Source organism: Paenibacillus sp. FSL F4-0236, from assembly GCF_038000135.1.
GTDB lineage: Bacteria > Bacillota > Bacilli > Paenibacillales > Paenibacillaceae > Paenibacillus_AQ.
In genome coordinates, this window is sequence record NZ_JBBOBK010000001.1 from 3,539,817 (window position 1) to 3,556,207 (window position 16,391).

Sequence of the window (16,391 nt, forward strand, 5' to 3'; positions counted from 1 at the left end):
TACCTTTAGATTAATCGTAGGCGTTTTGTTACGTTCATAGCCTTATTTCTTTGTCTGGTTCCACTCATCAAGCTGCTTTTGAACTTCTGCAATGACTTTATCCAGTCCAGCTTCTTTAAATTTCTTGGTTGCTTTTGGCAGATATGTTTTAGGATCAACAGAACCTGTGTATAGAGCTGGCATAAATTCTTTAGTTACGTTGTTGATGGCCGCTACTTCTGTTTTTACAGGTGTAGGATCAAATGCAAAACCGAAGGTAGGGGCTTCTTTTGACGAATCATTAAACTTCTTGAAAGCATCCCATTTATCAGCAGGGTCATCAGCATGCAGATAAGTCAGTAACATATTTCCAAGCGTGAAGCCTGGCATTGCATAGCTATCTTGCATAGCTGGCAGATCTTCAATGACATTGTCGGAAATTTTCTTATAATGAGTGCCTTCAATACCATAGTTGAGCAAATTGCGTAAGTACTTATCTGTATTCAAAAGATTCAAGAACATCATAGCCCGTTCAGGATCACCTGAGGTTACGGAAATAGCGTGCATCGAACCTGCGGCGGACTGTGTATACACATAAGGCTCATGCATAGGCGAAGTTACAATTTCATAACCTGCTGAACGAGACCAACCTTTTTCTGCATAAGGCTGTGTAATTTCGCGATCGGCAAACCATTTACCGGTCTTAATGTTATCAATACCTTCAAGTGTTGCAACGTCTGGGCGTAAGTAACCTGCTGTGTAAAGTCTGCGCATCGTATCTAACGATGTTGCAAGTTCAGGTGTCTCCAGAATATTAACAACCTTGCCATCTGTGGAATCCATATAGACCCCAATAGGTAACTCATCACCTAGTACATAGTCAAATGGCATGAATGGTTTAAAGCCTTTAGGAACAGCTAGCGGTGTAATATCCGCAGGCTCATTCTCTTTAATCGTTTTAAGAAGTGGCTCTAGATCATCCAATGTACGAATATTGGAAATATCCATGTTGTATTTATCAACATATTTCTTATTGAAGCGCCATACCCATTGCTGTCCAAGCTCCTTATTTACAGGAACACCATAGATCTCACCTTTAATCTTAGTTCCTTCTAAGAAACGTGGGTCCAAAACTTCTTTCGTTTCCTTTCCATACTTATCTAACAGATCGTTCAGACCCAAGAAGGTACCGTTAGCTGCGTTACGGCGGAAATCATTTGTCCAAGAAGAGGTAAAAGCAATATCATAAGGCTCACCAGAAGCGGTAATGACTTGCATCTTCTTATCGTAATCACCCCAATCGAACATCGTAATGTTCAACGTCGCATTAATTTTTTCTTGGGTATATTTATTAACTTCTTTTAAGACAAGATCCAAGTCCTTTTGAGGTCCACCAATTAAATACATCTTCAGCTCATATGGCTTTAATTCCGATGTACTCCCTGCTGAATTCCCTGTTGCCGCTGAATTGTTTGTTTCTTTAGCAGCATTTGTATTATTATTCGAACCACATCCAGCAAGAAGGCCAGAGAAAAGCATTGTTCCAGCAAGAGCGAGCGTTAAACTTTTTTTCACTTTCATTTCTATTTTCCCCCTTTAGTTTAATTAACTCTTTATTTATATCGACTCCTGTTCTAGCGATTCGAATAAATACATCTTAGTAGTGTTACTCTTTTAAAGAGCCCACAGTTAAGCCTTTTACAAAATACTTTTGGAAGAAGGGATACGCTAGTGCTATAGGCAAGGTCGCCAGTACAACCATCGCCATACGAACGGTTTCTGTCGGCAATGTCGCAGCAATCTCAAAGCTTGATCCCATCTGCATGCTGTTCTGGATAACAAACTCCATATTATTCTGAATTCGCATCAGCATCGCTTGGAGCGGTACAAGACTCGCATCATCTATATACAGCAGCGCATTAAACCAATCATTCCAATAGCCCAGCGTACAGAACAATCCAATCGTTGCAATCCCCGGTAATGAGATCGGAAGTACAATTTGCAGGAACGTCCGAAACTCCCCTGAACCGTCGATTTTGGCTGCCTCAATGAGTGCATCAGGCACTGAAGTCTGGAAGAAGGTCCGCATCACTAGGATGAAAAAGGCATTCATCGCTATTGGCAATATTAAAGCCCATATCGTGTTGTACAAATGTAAAAACTGTGTGGCCACAATATAGTTTGGAACCATTCCGCCTGAGAATAACATCGTGAAGAAGGCGAAGAAGCTGAAAAAATTACGATAGCGAAATGATCTTCGAGAAAGAACATAGGCGTAAGTTGTAATTAGAAATAAGCTAATGAGCGTACCTAGTACAGTAACAAGTAAGGTAACTCCAAAGGAACGAAATAACTGATCACCTGTGTTAAAAATAAACTGATACGCCGCCATACTAAATTTTTCTGGAATTAAGCTAAATCCATTTAAAGCGAGTACTTTCTCATCTGTAAAAGAAATGGCTATGACAAACAAGAACGGAAACACACAGGTAAAAGCGAAAACTCCAATCACAATATTGAGTACCACATTCCAAAAAGGAGTAATGGCGTTGTTGTCGACTTCTTTCGGCTTACGTTTGAATACTTCCATAACGTCAATTGACTCCTTTCTAGAATATCGCGTTTTCTTTGCTGATCTTTTTCACAATAGAATTCGTTACAATTACCATGATAAATCCAACGATCGATTGATATAGACCCGCTGCTGTACTCATCCCTAGGTTTCCTGTAGTACTCATGCTTCGATAGATATAAGTATCGATAACATTCGTTACGGAGTATAGAACACCGGAATCCCGAGGAATTTGATAGAATAGACCGAAGTCAGATCTAAAAATACCACCAATCGCTAGAATAGTTAGCGTTACCATTAAAGGTTTAAGCAAAGGAAGTGTAATAAACTTAATTTGCTGCCATTTGCTGGCCCCATCAATCATTGCCGCTTCATAATAGGACTTGTCGATACCCGCTATAGCCGCTAAGTAAACAACACTTGAATAACCAATTGATTTCCAAATTCCCATGAAAATTAGGATATATGGCCAAAAGCGAGTATCCCCATACCAGGAAACAGGATCGCCTCCGAAGTAAACAATCACTTGATTCAAGATCCCTTTATCTACACTTAGGAAGCTGAATGTAAAAAAACTAATAATAACCCAAGAAAGAAAATAAGGCATAAACATCGCCGTTTGATAAACTTTGGCCATCCGTTTGTTCACTAGTTCGTTCAAGGTGATTGCTATGCCCACCGCAAGAACTAAACCGAGAGAGATCAACGCCACGTTATACAGTATCGTATTTCTTGTAATAATATAGGCGTCCTCTGTCGAGAACAAAAAGTTGAAATTTTCAAGGCCAACCCACTTACTATTTAAAACGCTTGCAAAGAATCCGTCCCGATGAATCTTGAAATCCTTAAATGCAATAATGGTTCCGAACATCGGTAAGTAACAAAAGATTAGGAACCATATTGTCCCTGGTAATACCATAAACCACAGTACTTTATCCTTATTTAAGCTTTTGAAAAATGCAGACACTATTCCACATCCCCCTTCTCTATCCCCAAACAATCCCCGTAATACCCTTTCGATCTTATTTCCTTGCCCCTTTAACTATCTTTAATTCTGCGCTATAAAAGCGGTTTCATAAAGTTGAAAAACTCCAGAATGATATGTAAAAATTAAAGATCACAAGAATAAATGACCTCTGCGAGGCTTGAAATTCCTTAAGATTTGAACAAAAAAAGGAAACATTCTCGTGACCAACGTTCGTGAACCCTCCACTTGAACGTGATACCCGGGAACATTTCCTAAATCCTACGCCTTTTCTTTTTTATACATCTTTCGAAGTTCTGTTGGAGATATGCCTACTGATTTTTTGAACTGGCGATAAAAATACGCCGGATCTAGATACCCTACTTCAGCTGCAATTTCATTGGTCAATAACGTAGTTTGAAGCAGCAGTTGTCTTGCTTTTTCAATTCGGAATTGATTCACATAATCAGAGAAGCTTCGCCCCATCTCCTTCTGAAATAGCTGTCCCAAGTAAGTAGGATGCATATTCATTCGCTGACTGAGCGTCTTCAGAGATAGTTCTTCTCTATAATGTTTGCTCACTTGATCCACCATATATCTCATATTTGGACTGAGTTCATCACTCACTAGCGATAATTGGTCCAGCGTTTCATTCACACTTTCCTGCACATGATGAAGCAGCTGCTCAATGGTATGGATGCGTAGCAAAGGATTAAACACAGCACTGAAATTACAATTCTTCTCCATATTCTTAGCGATCAACATTAATTCAATCGCCACGTTGTAATTATCAATGCGTGTAATCACGCCACATCCGAACAGCTTTTGGAATGTTTCTGCGATAAATTGATTTGCCGCCTCACGCTCGCCAGATAATAATAGTTTAGTAAATGCTTCATAATCAATTTCGAGCTTTTCCTCATGTAACACCATCTTCGACAGTTGGTCCACATCTATAATCGGGTAGCCCGGCAGCATCAGATGATCCACATATAAACTTTTCGCTTTTTTATAACTTTGTGGTACTTCTTGAAAAGTATATTCCTTACTTCCTATCGTAATCCAGACAGACTTTCCTAATTCATGCATAATCTCACATTGCACTTGTTGCAGCATGCAATACATTTCTTCTTTGTTCTCATCTTCAGTCGACTCCGCAACAATAAGAACAAGATCACCTTCCATATCTACAAATACAATAACTGTTCCGCGCTCTGCTACGGACTGCACAGCGATACGATAACATTCTTCCATAAGTTGATTAGGGTGCAGTTGACCCTCATCCTCTTCATGTTCCGTAATAAGCCGAATCGCAGCCACCGTAAAACATGAACAGTCCAGAGAAATATTTAAGACTTTTGAACGATGCAATAGCTCCTGTCGATCTATATTTCCAGTGACCCAACGATTTAAAATATTGTTACGTAAAACTTGCTGATCCTCCTTCGCATGAAATTGTTCAACATCCTCTTGATTAAGGACCTCAACAATTTGCTCAATGGTTGATTCCAATTCTTTTATGTTAATGGGTTTAAGAATATAATTCTCAATGCCTAGACTCATTCCAGCTTTTAAATACTCAAATTGTTCATAGCCGCTTAAGATAATAAATCTCATTTTTGAATCAAAAGACTTAATTTGTTGAATGAGTTCAAGTCCCGTCAGCTTTGGCATCGTAATATCTGTAATTAATATGTCAATGGCTTCGTTATGACTACGCAAAAATTCTAAAGCTTCTTCCCCATTACTCGCTTGCCCTGCGATTCTTAGTCCATAATCTTCCCATTCGATCACTGAACGTAATCCTTCAAGAATAAGAGGTTCATCATCCACAATAAGTATGTTGTGCATTATTTAATACTCTCCCTTACCACTGGTATATTCATGATGACTGTTGTTCCTACACCGATCTCACTAGCAATCGATAATCCATATTCAATCCCATAATAAAGCTTAATTCGCTCATTCACATTACATAGTCCAAGCGAGGAAGGTGGTGCATCCATTCGCATACTGACTTGAAGTGTTTTTTGAAGTTCCGTTAGCTTGCTGGGAATAATCCCATTTCCGTTATCTCTGATAGCAATTTGAATGCTACCGTCTGATTCAGTTACTTCAATGCGGATTAGGTTATCGGAGCGTTCGGGCCTGAATCCGTGAACAATATAATTTTCAATGACCGGCTGAATCAGCAGTTTAACGATAGAACAATTCATAGCCACTGGACTTATTCGCGACTCGATTTGAAGCTTATCTTTATGCCTAATCTGAAACAGCTCAAGATATAGATTGCAATATTCAATCTCATCAGCGATGGTAACAACCATACTTTTCTTAATCATCGTTCGGAATAACGTAGATAAAATGTAAATCATCTGACCTACATCCTTCGCACCTTGAGAAATAGCCCGCATCCTTATAGCTTCAAGCGTATTATATAAAAAATGCGGATTAATCTGCGATTGAAGAGCAACGAGTTCTGCATTTTTTTGCGTAATTTCTGAAATGTAAACTTTATTAATATACAGCTCTAGTCTTTCACACATATAGTTAAAATTGTTGGCAATGAGCTGCAATTCATCCTCCCGGTTAAGATGAATGCGCGTGCTTAAGTCGCCTTCCTGTAAGCGCTTCATAGATTTGACAATGATCTTCACTTTTTTAGAGAAACGTAAAATTATTCCGTATGTAATGGACATTGCCGCAACAATTAGTGCTGCCGTAATCCCGATAATCCAATTTCGTACTACCACCATTTCTTTATTGACCTGCGACTTCTGAATGATTCCTGCCACAATAAGACCTGAGCTATTCGTTGTATTTAAGTTAACTTTGGATAATCCATCCAGTGCAGTCCAGTTGTCTGAATAAAGACCAGCGATATGCGGATACTGCTGTCCCATATACCTTCCTAAGGAATCATATATGACGTCACCGCTTGGTGTTAGAACCAACACTTGGCCATTATTCTCTGTACCTTTCGTACCAAGCCATTTTGAAATAAGTTCAGCATCAAAATCTATAATGAGCATACCGATCGTTTTCAATGAAATCGGATCTTTAAGCTCCCTAGTCATCGTATACAAATTGTTATTGTCTTCCCTTATTTCCTTAAGTAATAATTTTTTCTCATGCGAAACCCAACCATTCTTGGGTATGGGTGATTTTTGCTCCGAAATATCTATATCTCTTTTGTAGAGCTGTCGTGTATTATTTTTATATAAATAATAAAATTCTTTCTCAGTGCTGTATAAGATAACGTCAGAGATACCACTTTTCTGATTCAAATACGTTTTGAAGTAAGTATCGAATGTATGGGGTACAAAGCTCCCAATTTCAGCAAACTGATCTAAACGATATTTAAGATAATCTCCATAATCATGTTGCAAAAAGTAGGACAAATCCTCACTTACAGAAGCATCACTATAAATTTGCTGGATGGCCAATTGAATCCCTTCGTACTGCTGATTCATATATAAACTCACGTAATCCAGTACCTCTCGATTAGCATCAACATGTTGACGCGTGATCGTCTGTTCATAGTATTTATAAACGGTAATGGAAGAGGCAATAAGCGTAATAATGATGATGGATGAATATATAGCTAAAATTTTATTAAACAGCTTTTTTCGTAAATGATTTTGATAAAATTTCTTTACATTCAACAAATTCACCTTCCTTCAAAATCTAGCCTTTAGGATTAGAAGCTTAACACCACCTTTCTTTTTGTGCAATGGGAGCGCATTCATTTTTAGATGTAAATCTTTCCTCCTTGCAACCTTTTTCTTTATCATGAGTTTACATCTCGCTTAAAATCGTCTATAGTTGGTTTCTACCCCCCAAACAAACCTGTAAATAACCTATAAGTCTTATATTCCTCGTCCCCCATTAAGATTATGGAGGGCTATTACTCATGTTTCTAACCAAACGTAAACTCAACTCCCAACTAAACGAGATTTCCGAATATCGTTACCGGGATCGTATACACATTCCTTTTTTCAATTCTATGATTGACGAACAAGGTGAAATTGCAGCGGAACCACCCGTGGATGGAGAATGGTCTAAGCTACAAGTTGGCGATACCTGGAAAGGCCGCGATTTGTATTTATGGCTAACGACACAGATTGACGTACCCGCCTCTTGGGCAGGACGCAGGGTACTGGGTCGATTTGATTTTGGCGAGACGGGTGCCGGAAACAATTCCGGCTTTGAATCTTTATTCTTTTACAATGGTAAACCCTATCAAGGTGTAGATTCCAATCATACAGAAGTGTTCTTGCCGGATGAAACGGTAGGTACGCAGCTTCCTCTTACCTTCCGTTTATGGTCGGGACTAGAAGGTGGCGGTCCTAAAAAAGATCAAACGCATGGCATTCGTATGGCAGAAATTTGTTGGCTGGACGATGCAACGGATGATTTCTACTTTACTGCACTTGCTGTAGTTGAGACGCTGAACGTACTCGATTCAAAAACACCAGAATATACACAGCTGCTAAGTACAGTAGACCGCTCGTTTCTTCTGATTGACTGGTCTCGTCCAGGTTCAGAGGTCTTCTACGCTTCGATTGAGGAAGCTCGTAATTATTTGCGTGATGAAATTAATAAAATGGAAAAGTCTTCGCCAGTTACTGTTACCTGTATTGGTCATACCCATATTGATGTAGCTTGGTTATGGCAATTGAAGCATACCCGTGAGAAATGTGCGCGTTCCTTCTCGACCGTACTCCGTCTGATGGAAATGTTCCCTGACTATACTTTTTTACAAACTCAACCTCAGCTTTATGAATACATCAAAAACGATTATCCAGAAATCTACGAGAAGATTCGTGAACGTGTTGCTGAAGGACGCTGGGAAGCTGGCGGTGGCATGTGGCTCGAGGCAGATTGTAACTTGACCTCAGGTGAGTCTCTTGTCCGTCAATTGCTATATGGTACTCGCTTCTTGCGTAATGAATTTGGTGTTGAATGTGATTATTTATGGCTGCCGGACGTATTTGGCTACAGCTGGTCCTTGCCACAAATTCTAAAAAAATCAGGAATTAATACGTTTATGACCACGAAAATTAGCTGGAATCAATACAACCGCATGCCACATGATACCTTCCAATGGCGTGGTATTGATGGCACTGAAGTATTAACACACTTCATTACAACACCAGAGCCTTGGTCTGAAGAAGATTCTTGGTTCTACACCTATAATGGCCGCATCATTCCTAAGACTGTAAAAGGAATTTGGGATACGTACCGGGATAAAGAAGTGAATCGCAATTTATTACTTTCTTACGGATATGGTGATGGCGGCGGCGGGGTTAACCGCGAAATGCTAGAGATGCGCCGCAGACTCAACGATCTCCCAGGACTACCGAAGATTGAAACAGGAACAGCAGGAGATTACTTCCGTAATCTGCAAGAAACCGTTGCTAATACAGATCGTTATGTCCATGTATGGGATGGTGAGCTTTACTTAGAATATCACCGTGGCACGTACACTAGCCAAGCCTACAATAAGCGGATGAACCGCAAGCTTGAACTGCTATACCGCGAGGCGGAATGGCTAAACGCACTGCAAAGTGTGGTGTCTGAAGATTGGTCGAACTATCGTCAGACCGATTTAGACGAGGGTTGGAGAATTATTTTGCGTAACCAATTCCATGATATTATTCCTGGTTCTTCAATTCGTGAAGTGTACGAAGACAGTACGATTGAATATGCTCAAGCCGAAGCCATTGGTCAATCTGTATGGGAACAATCTACGAACCTACTAGTGAACGGAAGTGAAGCCGGTAAATATACCATCTGGAACAATGCTTCTTGGGAATTAACTGAGCTCGTAGAAATTACTATAGAGCCCGGCATGGAAACAGGACATTGGATAAACACAGAAGGTAAACCATTACAAGCTCAGCGTGAAGGTGACCGTTGGATCATTGAAGTGTCCGACATTCCTTCTCTCGGATACACCACCATCTCCTTCGTAGCAGATGTGAATTCTGAGCCACTAAGTACTCCATTCAAGCTGAATGAATCAGGAATTTCAACGCCTCACCTTGAAATAGCGTGGAACGAGCAAGGTCAATTGTCATCCATCTATGATAAACACGAACAGCGTCAAGTATTAGCTAATGGAAGTCACGGTAATGTGTTCCAAGTGTTTGAGGATAAACCATTAGCACATGAAGCCTGGGACATTGACATCTACTATCAGCAAAAAATGCGCGAAGTAATCGACTGCACTAGCATTGAAGTCATAGAAAATGGTTCATTGCGTTGTATTGTGCAATTCACATGGAGCTATATGGATTCCACGATTAAACAGCAAATGATCTTACACGCTGGGCATCGTCGTATCGACTTCGTGACGAACGTAGACTGGCATGAGAAAAAACAGCTAATGAAAGTAGCCTTCCCTGTTGCGATACGAGCTACCGAAGCCACTTATGATATCCAGTTCGGTAATGTTAAGCGTCCAACACACTGGAACACTAGCTGGGATTACGCTAGATTCGAGACTGTGGGTCATCAGTGGGCAGATTTATCAGATCGTGGTTATGGCGTTAGCTTGTTGAATGACTGCAAATATGGCTACGACATCAAGGATAATGTGATGCGTCTATCCCTAATCAAATCGGCAACACACCCTGACCCTGATGCGGATCAAGGCGAACATTCATTCACCTACTCTATCCTGCCTCATACTGGGGATTGGCTACAAGGTGATACCGTCCGTCAAGCCTGGTCCATCAACAATCCACTGCGGAGCACCATGGGGCAAGCTGAAGTAGAAACAAAGTCCATGATTCGTCTTTCTACGAATACGGTTATGGTATCTGCCCTTAAGAAATCTGAAGATGGTCAAAAATTAGTTGTACGTGTTCACGACTATTCCGGAAGCCGCCAGCAGATTGATATGACGAGCGACTTGAACATTATTTCGTGGCAAGAGTGTAATCTAATGGAACGTCCTGAAGGTGAGGTTCACACTGAACCTGTCATTACCTTTGTACTTGAACCTTACGAAATTAGAACATTTGAAATCGAAGTATAGAATCTAATTAAATGAAGTAACATACAAAATCGGGGTGTCCCTGTAGCCATGTATAAAAGGCTGCGAGGACACCCCGTTTTTCGATTATGATTGTTTATTTTGAATTTAAGTATACACATTGCGCAATGAGTTAACGTAGCGTATACTCCAATTAAGGGAGAGATGTATATGAGAAGAATGGGGAAAATTACGATATTCACATGCATTGGATTATTGAGCCTTGCTTTGATTGCTATTCTTGCGATTAGCGCTTTTGTGATCAAGAGACCGGCCACCGCCACCCCCGTAATCACGGAAGTGAAACCTTATGAGTGGAATAAAGTCAAGCTGGACGGAAATGTCATTTCAAGTGATGGATCAGAGTATTTTATCTGGAATAAAAAGGGAGAGACTAATAACTGGATTATCTTTTTTTCCGGGGGAGGGGCCAGTTGGGATGCCCAAAGCGCCGCGCACCCAATCAAGCTAATGAACTTCATTAAAGGTGGAGATACGGGCAACTATTTCCAGAACATCCCCTTCTATATGCTGACATTGCTGAGAGGCATGATGGATACGGATAACCCTGCCAATCCTTTTCATGGATGGAATGTGGTCTACCTTCCCTATTCGACGGGTGATTTCCATATCGGTAACCGTACGGCTGAATATAAAAAAGAGGACGGCAGTACCTTTACAATGCGTTATAACGGCAGCAATAATGTGCGAAACAGCCTTGATTGGATATATGCCAACGTGGAAAAGCCCGGCAAACTGCTAATTGCAGGTGAAAGTGCTGGTGGATTCGGGTCCGCCTTCTGGGCTCCGGAGATCGCCTCTCATTACAAAGACTCCGAGATCTTCCAATATTCAGACAGTTCCTTCCTGAAATCAGACAAGTGGCCAAATGTTGTGAATAAGGAATGGCAGGCAGACTTCGTTAAGAATTTTGGGTATACCCCTGAAGCGGATATCATCGGGGCAGCATTTAAAGCGAACGGTCATCTACTGCCTGCGAATACGGTAATATTGCAATCCTACTCGGTATTTGACGAGATTCTGATCCACTTTCAGAACAACATCAACGATTACAAGGGGCCCAGAGATCAACGCATTATTAATGAATGGTCACAGGAAATGCGGCAATCTGTATCTTCTTTAGCTGCCACTTTACCTAATTATTATTACTATCTGACCGACTATGGGCTAAATGCTAAGACGGGTACAACCCCGCACACTTTTGCAACCAGAGAGACCTTCTTTCAGGCTGAACAAGATGGTGTGAAGCTTCTGAAATGGCTAGGTGATGCAGTCAACCATCAGAAACCCTATTCAGTTGGGAGCAAGTTCCTCATGACGTCGAAGCCAGCTCAGAAATAGCACAGAATTAGCGAAATACTCGCACAAGGCAGGAGAGAAAATTAATGAATTTGCGTGAAAAGCAGATGCAAATGACGAGGGAGATCATTAAGGATACAGCACTCAGCTTGTTCTGTGCTCAAGGTATTGAGCGCACGGATATGGCTCAAATTGCAGAACAAGCCGGGGTCTCCCGGCGCACTTTGTATCATCATTATAAGGACAAAGAAGAATTAGCCGCTCAAATCTATGTCCTTAACCTAGAGCGGATGTTTGGACAGCTGCTGTTTGATTTTGATTTTGAACAGCCGGTACAATCACTGGAGAACATTCTGGATAAATATTTGGCTTTAAGAGATCATCAGGAATCACTGATCTACTATGATGCCATTTTTGGAGTTTACTACAGCACGCTTTCTAAGAATCCTGCAGAACTGCCTGACTTTAAGAAGGCTATGGAAGGCTGGTATTCGCGACTTATACTGCTTGACACAATAGCAGTGGATCCGGAGGAAAAAAATAAGTGGCTGAACATTCTGCAGAAGTCCACCCACCTGTATTTCATGTATTTACAAAAAGCCGTTATTATTACGCATCAGCGGAGCGGTGTGGTTACGGAGGAAGACCGGGCAACAGACCGACAATTCAAGGATTTCATTATGCATGGCGTACGGCATTCCCGATGATTAAAAGAGTCTTTTCGTAATAGGTTTCATTTCGGTATAATATACCAATCGGTATTCGTACGGCTCTAGTTATATGGAAGGAGCAATGGCTGAAATGGACATTGGCAAATATGAGAATCTAGTTCCGAACGTTTTTTTGTTTGTCGACCGCAGATCCTTCCCGGATTGGGAGATAACGAGGAGCAAAATTGATTTCCATGACCTTACCTTCATTGTGGAAGGGAAATCGAACTATTTTATTAATGGGGAGAAATTTACGGTTGAAGCTGGTGATATGCTCTATGCACCTTCCGGAAGTATTCGGGAAGCGCAGACCTTTAAGGAGGCACCCATGCGTTCTTTTGCGTTTAATTTCTTCTGGGAGGGGGAGGACAATCATGTGCAGCTCCCTTTTGAGACCGTAACCAAAAACTGGAGAACTAAAGAGATCCTAGCGGACATCAAAGATTTCTCGCATGTATGGATGGGCAAACAGCCTTTTTATAAAATGAAGGCCAGAGCCATTTTTCAACTGATCGTGTATCGCCTGTTAAGCATAACCCACCATCAAGAGACACCTCTGATCGATCTGAGAATCCAAAAAGTAATGACCTATATTATGGATCATTATTCGGAGGAAGTTACGATCAAGGAACTAGCTGATTTGGTTGCCTTAAATCCTGTATATCTTGGCAAGCTGTTCAAGCAAAACATCGGTTCCACCTATAAGGAATTCATAAATAAAGTACGAGTGAACAATGCTGAGATGATTTTGTCCGCAGGTGGCTTCAATGTGTCCGAAGTAGCAGAGCACTGTGGTTATCAAGATGTCGCCTACTTCAGTAATGTTTTCAAAAATATCAAGGGTTATCCTCCGTCATCTGCCTTGAAATAACGGAGGCCCCTGAACCATTCGGGGATTCAGCCCTTCAATTAGCTCTAACTATGAATTAGTGCGTCCCCCTAGTATAGAAGCTCTCCTCTGGGCCCAAATAGGAATAAGGCAGCTCCGCAGCGGACAACACAAGCTTTTGCAGGACCAGGCCTGCATCCAATCCGTAAAAGCGGAGGGTATGAATCCCCTTTGTTAACGCATGACTTGTGGTCACGGTATGAATATTATCCATAACCGCGCGGCACCACGGTTCATTATCATGATTGCCGCCCGCAAAATCCGTAGGTAAAGCATCAGTAATCACTGGCGTCTGTGCATCGAAGCCTACCGCATATTTTAATCCACTGAACTGTGACAGGTTGTTTGTCGGAGCAATATACGCGGTTAAGCTGTAATCTGCATTCTGCTGTACTAAAACCTGATATTCCAGATAAGGCGCATTCTCCGGCTGTTCAAAAGATACCGTATCCGGAAACATTTTAACCGAGGATAAAGAACGCCCATAGTTAGCAATGGTCTTCCATTCCACCCCTGATTGTGCAACACGACTTGAGGTATGCTCCGCTTCAATGGACACTCTATTATGCGTCTCGATAAAGGTCATCGCTGGCACATCCTGAATGTCAGTCCAGTCCACAGCTACATTCACCTTAACGATGCCCCCGGCACCAGAGAGTGTAATTTCACCCGTCGATATCTCGTGAACCTTTTCCCAATCTACAGAAACCTGTAAGGTCTCCCCAGCCTTGATCCACCCCGATGTTTTCTCAAGCTTGATCCAAGCTGCACTGCTACTTGTCTGATATTCAAAGCCCGCTTCTCCACCGTTGCTGATAGTAATGCAATAGTTTTCTTTTTGCAGATTTGTAAATACAGGAAGCTTTGCCGTACCCGAAATATACGCTTCCTCCGTACCTTCCACATCAATAATCATTATAGAACCTTTGTCAGGAATCAAAGTGCTCACCTCTGGATATTTCCACCCCTCTGCATTCCAGTGAACATACCCGACATGAGGGGAACTCATCATTCCCTGCCATTTTCCTTCTGTAATTCCGCTATTATAAACCTGCTCCAGGTGTTTATCCCTATCGATGGCTTCATGAGTCAGGGTAGCGTAGGTATTGGCCAATACACTGCCTCGTCCAGCATATAGCTCGTTAAGTCCAGCATATATTTGCATTTTGAGCACATTGGCTGATGCAGCAGCAGGGAAATATACAAGCTGGTAGTACGCATCTTTTAATGATTCAGGAATAAGAGCATAGTATTGGTCAGCGGCATTCTCCATCCTAATCGCCTGCTTCAGCACTCTCTGTGCCTCATTGTAATGGATTGGACTGAAGGTTGACGGATAAATAATCTCCGGCTTGCGGCGGCCGTTCATTCGGGTATACTCACTCAGCAATTGCGCGATGCCCAGGCATGTCTCATGTTCCAGTGCATATCCGAACTGCTGCTCTACCCATCGTTTGGTATATTCCTCAGTCCGGTTAATCGCTCCGGTACCCCAAGCTTCGAAATCATAGGCCAATTCCATAAAGTAGGAAATAGGCAATTCCATAGGCTTCAAATCCCCGACGTTCACAATCCATACATCACGGATGCCATAGTCGAATGCCATACACATTTGCTCCCAAACCTTCTCCAGCGGAATCGTGTTTAACCATTCATAGGAATGTGGACCACCATGATAGTCAAAATGATAGTACATCCCCCACCCTGCACTTCGATCGCGTTCGTGTTCCGTTGGGATTTTGCGGAGATTGCCATAGTTATCATCTGCCAGCAGGATCGAAACCTCATTCAGGACTTCCCAGTCCTTCAAGCCTTCAACCTCAGCAGTGCCATACCAATACTTCTCCACTTCCTTGTATACGGCTAGAATTTGGGGCGAGTGCTCAAGATTATATTTCTTTAATAATTCTTTTTGCGTAAGGATGATATCCTTCAGCAGGTCAATATTCTCCTGGTCGGAGCCCTCCAGCGCAGAATCACTTTCTCCCCGCATCCCTAGTGTGATTAAATTGTCAAAGTCCTGATTCCGTTTGATTCCATCTTCCCAGAAATCCGTAATAGCTTGTTTGTTTCGGGCAAAATCCCATAAGTTACTTGTTCCATATTGGTTGTATACCTTCTGCCATTCACTGCCTGCCCGAAATAAAGGTTCATGATGGGAGGTTCCCATTATAATGCCGTATTCCTGTGCATGCTGGGCGTTGGCGATTGGATTGCTTTTACCGTTAAGGCTGAATTCGGCACTCCACATCGCTGGCCATAAATAATTCCCCTTTAATCGAAGAATTAGTTCAAACACCTTGTCATAGAAATCTTCATTAAAATCACCAAATCTTTGAGTTACCCAAGAGCCCAAGGACGGCCAGTCGTCATTCAAAAAAATCCCTCTGTATTTAACCGAAGGTTCTTTGGAAATCCTATGTAGCTGGCTATCAGGTAAGATCAAATCTGCTTTTTTCTCTGGTATAACATCTGCCCAATATTTCCACGGACTAACGCCAATTTTTTCAGAGATAGAATAAATCCCGTACATCGTCCCGCGTTTATCGCTTCCCACAATGACGAGCGCCTTGTCCACTCCTGCTGTCGGTTCTTCAACTACCTGAATTTTATAACATTCCCTTTTCCCTTGGATGGCGGACACATCCACTGTCCCCTTCGCAATTAAACGATCAATAAGCTCATTACTGCCGATCGATCCAGCGATTATAACGGTTCCATCCAATGCCTTCAATTGTGCATGTATTTCAGGTTCAACCTCTGTTACCTGTTTAACATCTGCTGCAAAAGACTGAGCCACGCGGCGCAAACCGGCATAATCCTTCCCTTTGGGATCCACGTAAATCTTAGCAGCTTTGCCCTGCTTCACAAGGATTAATTCCTGCGTAGGCATGATTATTCTCCCCTTAAGCATC

The 16,391-nt window shown here is 41.8% G+C and carries 10 protein-coding genes; 4 read left to right on the forward strand and 6 right to left on the reverse strand.

Annotated features, from left to right (window positions below; all coding sequences use genetic code 11):
* Positions 1 to 42: 42 nt before the first annotated feature.
* The 5 genes from NSQ29_RS16175 to NSQ29_RS16195 form a co-directional block, all read right to left on the reverse strand.
* Positions 43 to 1,560: an ABC transporter substrate-binding protein gene (locus NSQ29_RS16175; protein ID WP_341125579.1), complete on the reverse strand. Its 1,518-nt coding sequence runs from the start codon at positions 1,558 to 1,560 to the stop codon at positions 43 to 45.
* Positions 1,561 to 1,645: 85 nt separating this feature from the next.
* The gene (locus NSQ29_RS16180) at positions 1,646 to 2,569 is read right to left on the reverse strand and encodes a carbohydrate ABC transporter permease (protein ID WP_076283087.1); all 924 of its coding nucleotides are present in this window, start codon (positions 2,567 to 2,569) and stop codon (positions 1,646 to 1,648) included.
* A 19-nt stretch (positions 2,570 to 2,588) separates the two neighbouring features.
* Positions 2,589 to 3,470 (reverse strand): ABC transporter permease, encoded by an 882-nt coding sequence (locus NSQ29_RS16185; RefSeq protein WP_042193664.1) that lies wholly within the window; start codon positions 3,468 to 3,470, stop codon positions 2,589 to 2,591.
* A 327-nt stretch (positions 3,471 to 3,797) separates the two neighbouring features.
* On the reverse strand, positions 3,798 to 5,366 hold the full coding sequence (locus NSQ29_RS16190) for a response regulator transcription factor (RefSeq protein WP_341125580.1): 1,569 nt from the start codon (positions 5,364 to 5,366) through the stop codon (positions 3,798 to 3,800).
* On the reverse strand, positions 5,366 to 7,180 hold the full coding sequence (locus NSQ29_RS16195) for a sensor histidine kinase (protein ID WP_341125581.1): 1,815 nt from the start codon (positions 7,178 to 7,180) through the stop codon (positions 5,366 to 5,368). The genes NSQ29_RS16190 and NSQ29_RS16195 overlap by 1 nt, the downstream gene beginning before the upstream one ends.
* A gap of 248 nt (positions 7,181 to 7,428) precedes the next feature.
* Between NSQ29_RS16195 and NSQ29_RS16200 the strand changes: the two genes are divergently transcribed.
* From NSQ29_RS16200 to NSQ29_RS16215, 4 genes are all read left to right on the forward strand, one after another.
* On the forward strand, positions 7,429 to 10,560 hold the full coding sequence (locus NSQ29_RS16200) for an alpha-mannosidase (protein WP_076283090.1): 3,132 nt from the start codon (positions 7,429 to 7,431) through the stop codon (positions 10,558 to 10,560).
* 168 nt (positions 10,561 to 10,728) lie between these two features.
* The gene (locus NSQ29_RS16205; protein WP_341125582.1) at positions 10,729 to 11,919 is read left to right on the forward strand and encodes a pectin acetylesterase-family hydrolase; all 1,191 of its coding nucleotides are present in this window, start codon (positions 10,729 to 10,731) and stop codon (positions 11,917 to 11,919) included.
* 44 nt (positions 11,920 to 11,963) lie between these two features.
* Positions 11,964 to 12,584: a TetR/AcrR family transcriptional regulator gene (locus tag NSQ29_RS16210; protein WP_076298488.1), complete on the forward strand. Its 621-nt coding sequence runs from the start codon at positions 11,964 to 11,966 to the stop codon at positions 12,582 to 12,584.
* 94 nt (positions 12,585 to 12,678) lie between these two features.
* Positions 12,679 to 13,458 (forward strand): helix-turn-helix domain-containing protein, encoded by a 780-nt coding sequence (locus NSQ29_RS16215; RefSeq protein ID WP_339802577.1) that lies wholly within the window; start codon positions 12,679 to 12,681, stop codon positions 13,456 to 13,458.
* Positions 13,459 to 13,513: 55 nt separating this feature from the next.
* On the opposite strand, the gene NSQ29_RS16220 is transcribed toward NSQ29_RS16215, so the two are convergent.
* Complete coding sequence (locus tag NSQ29_RS16220) at positions 13,514 to 16,369, reverse strand: glycosyl hydrolase 115 family protein (RefSeq protein ID WP_341125583.1); 2,856 nt, start codon at positions 16,367 to 16,369, stop codon at positions 13,514 to 13,516.
* Positions 16,370 to 16,391: the final 22 nt, after the last annotated feature.

Excerpts from the sequence above, each read along its gene's own strand:
- NSQ29_RS16175 (WP_341125579.1), bottom strand. The coding sequence starts at position 1,560 with ATGAAAGTGAAAAAAAGTTTAACGCTCGCTCTTGCTGGAACAATGCTT.
- NSQ29_RS16180 (WP_076283087.1), bottom strand. The coding sequence starts at position 2,569 with ATGGAAGTATTCAAACGTAAGCCGAAAGAAGTCGACAACAACGCCATT.
- NSQ29_RS16185 (WP_042193664.1), bottom strand. The coding sequence starts at position 3,470 with ATGGTATTACCAGGGACAATATGGTTCCTAATCTTTTGTTACTTACCG.
- NSQ29_RS16190 (WP_341125580.1), bottom strand. The coding sequence starts at position 5,366 with ATGCACAACATACTTATTGTGGATGATGAACCTCTTATTCTTGAAGGA.
- NSQ29_RS16200 (WP_076283090.1), top strand. The coding sequence starts at position 7,429 with ATGTTTCTAACCAAACGTAAACTCAACTCCCAACTAAACGAGATTTCC.
- NSQ29_RS16205 (WP_341125582.1), top strand. The coding sequence starts at position 10,729 with ATGAGAAGAATGGGGAAAATTACGATATTCACATGCATTGGATTATTG.
- NSQ29_RS16210 (WP_076298488.1), top strand. The coding sequence starts at position 11,964 with ATGAATTTGCGTGAAAAGCAGATGCAAATGACGAGGGAGATCATTAAG.
- NSQ29_RS16215 (WP_339802577.1), top strand. The coding sequence starts at position 12,679 with ATGGACATTGGCAAATATGAGAATCTAGTTCCGAACGTTTTTTTGTTT.
- NSQ29_RS16220 (WP_341125583.1), bottom strand. The coding sequence starts at position 16,369 with ATGCCTACGCAGGAATTAATCCTTGTGAAGCAGGGCAAAGCTGCTAAG.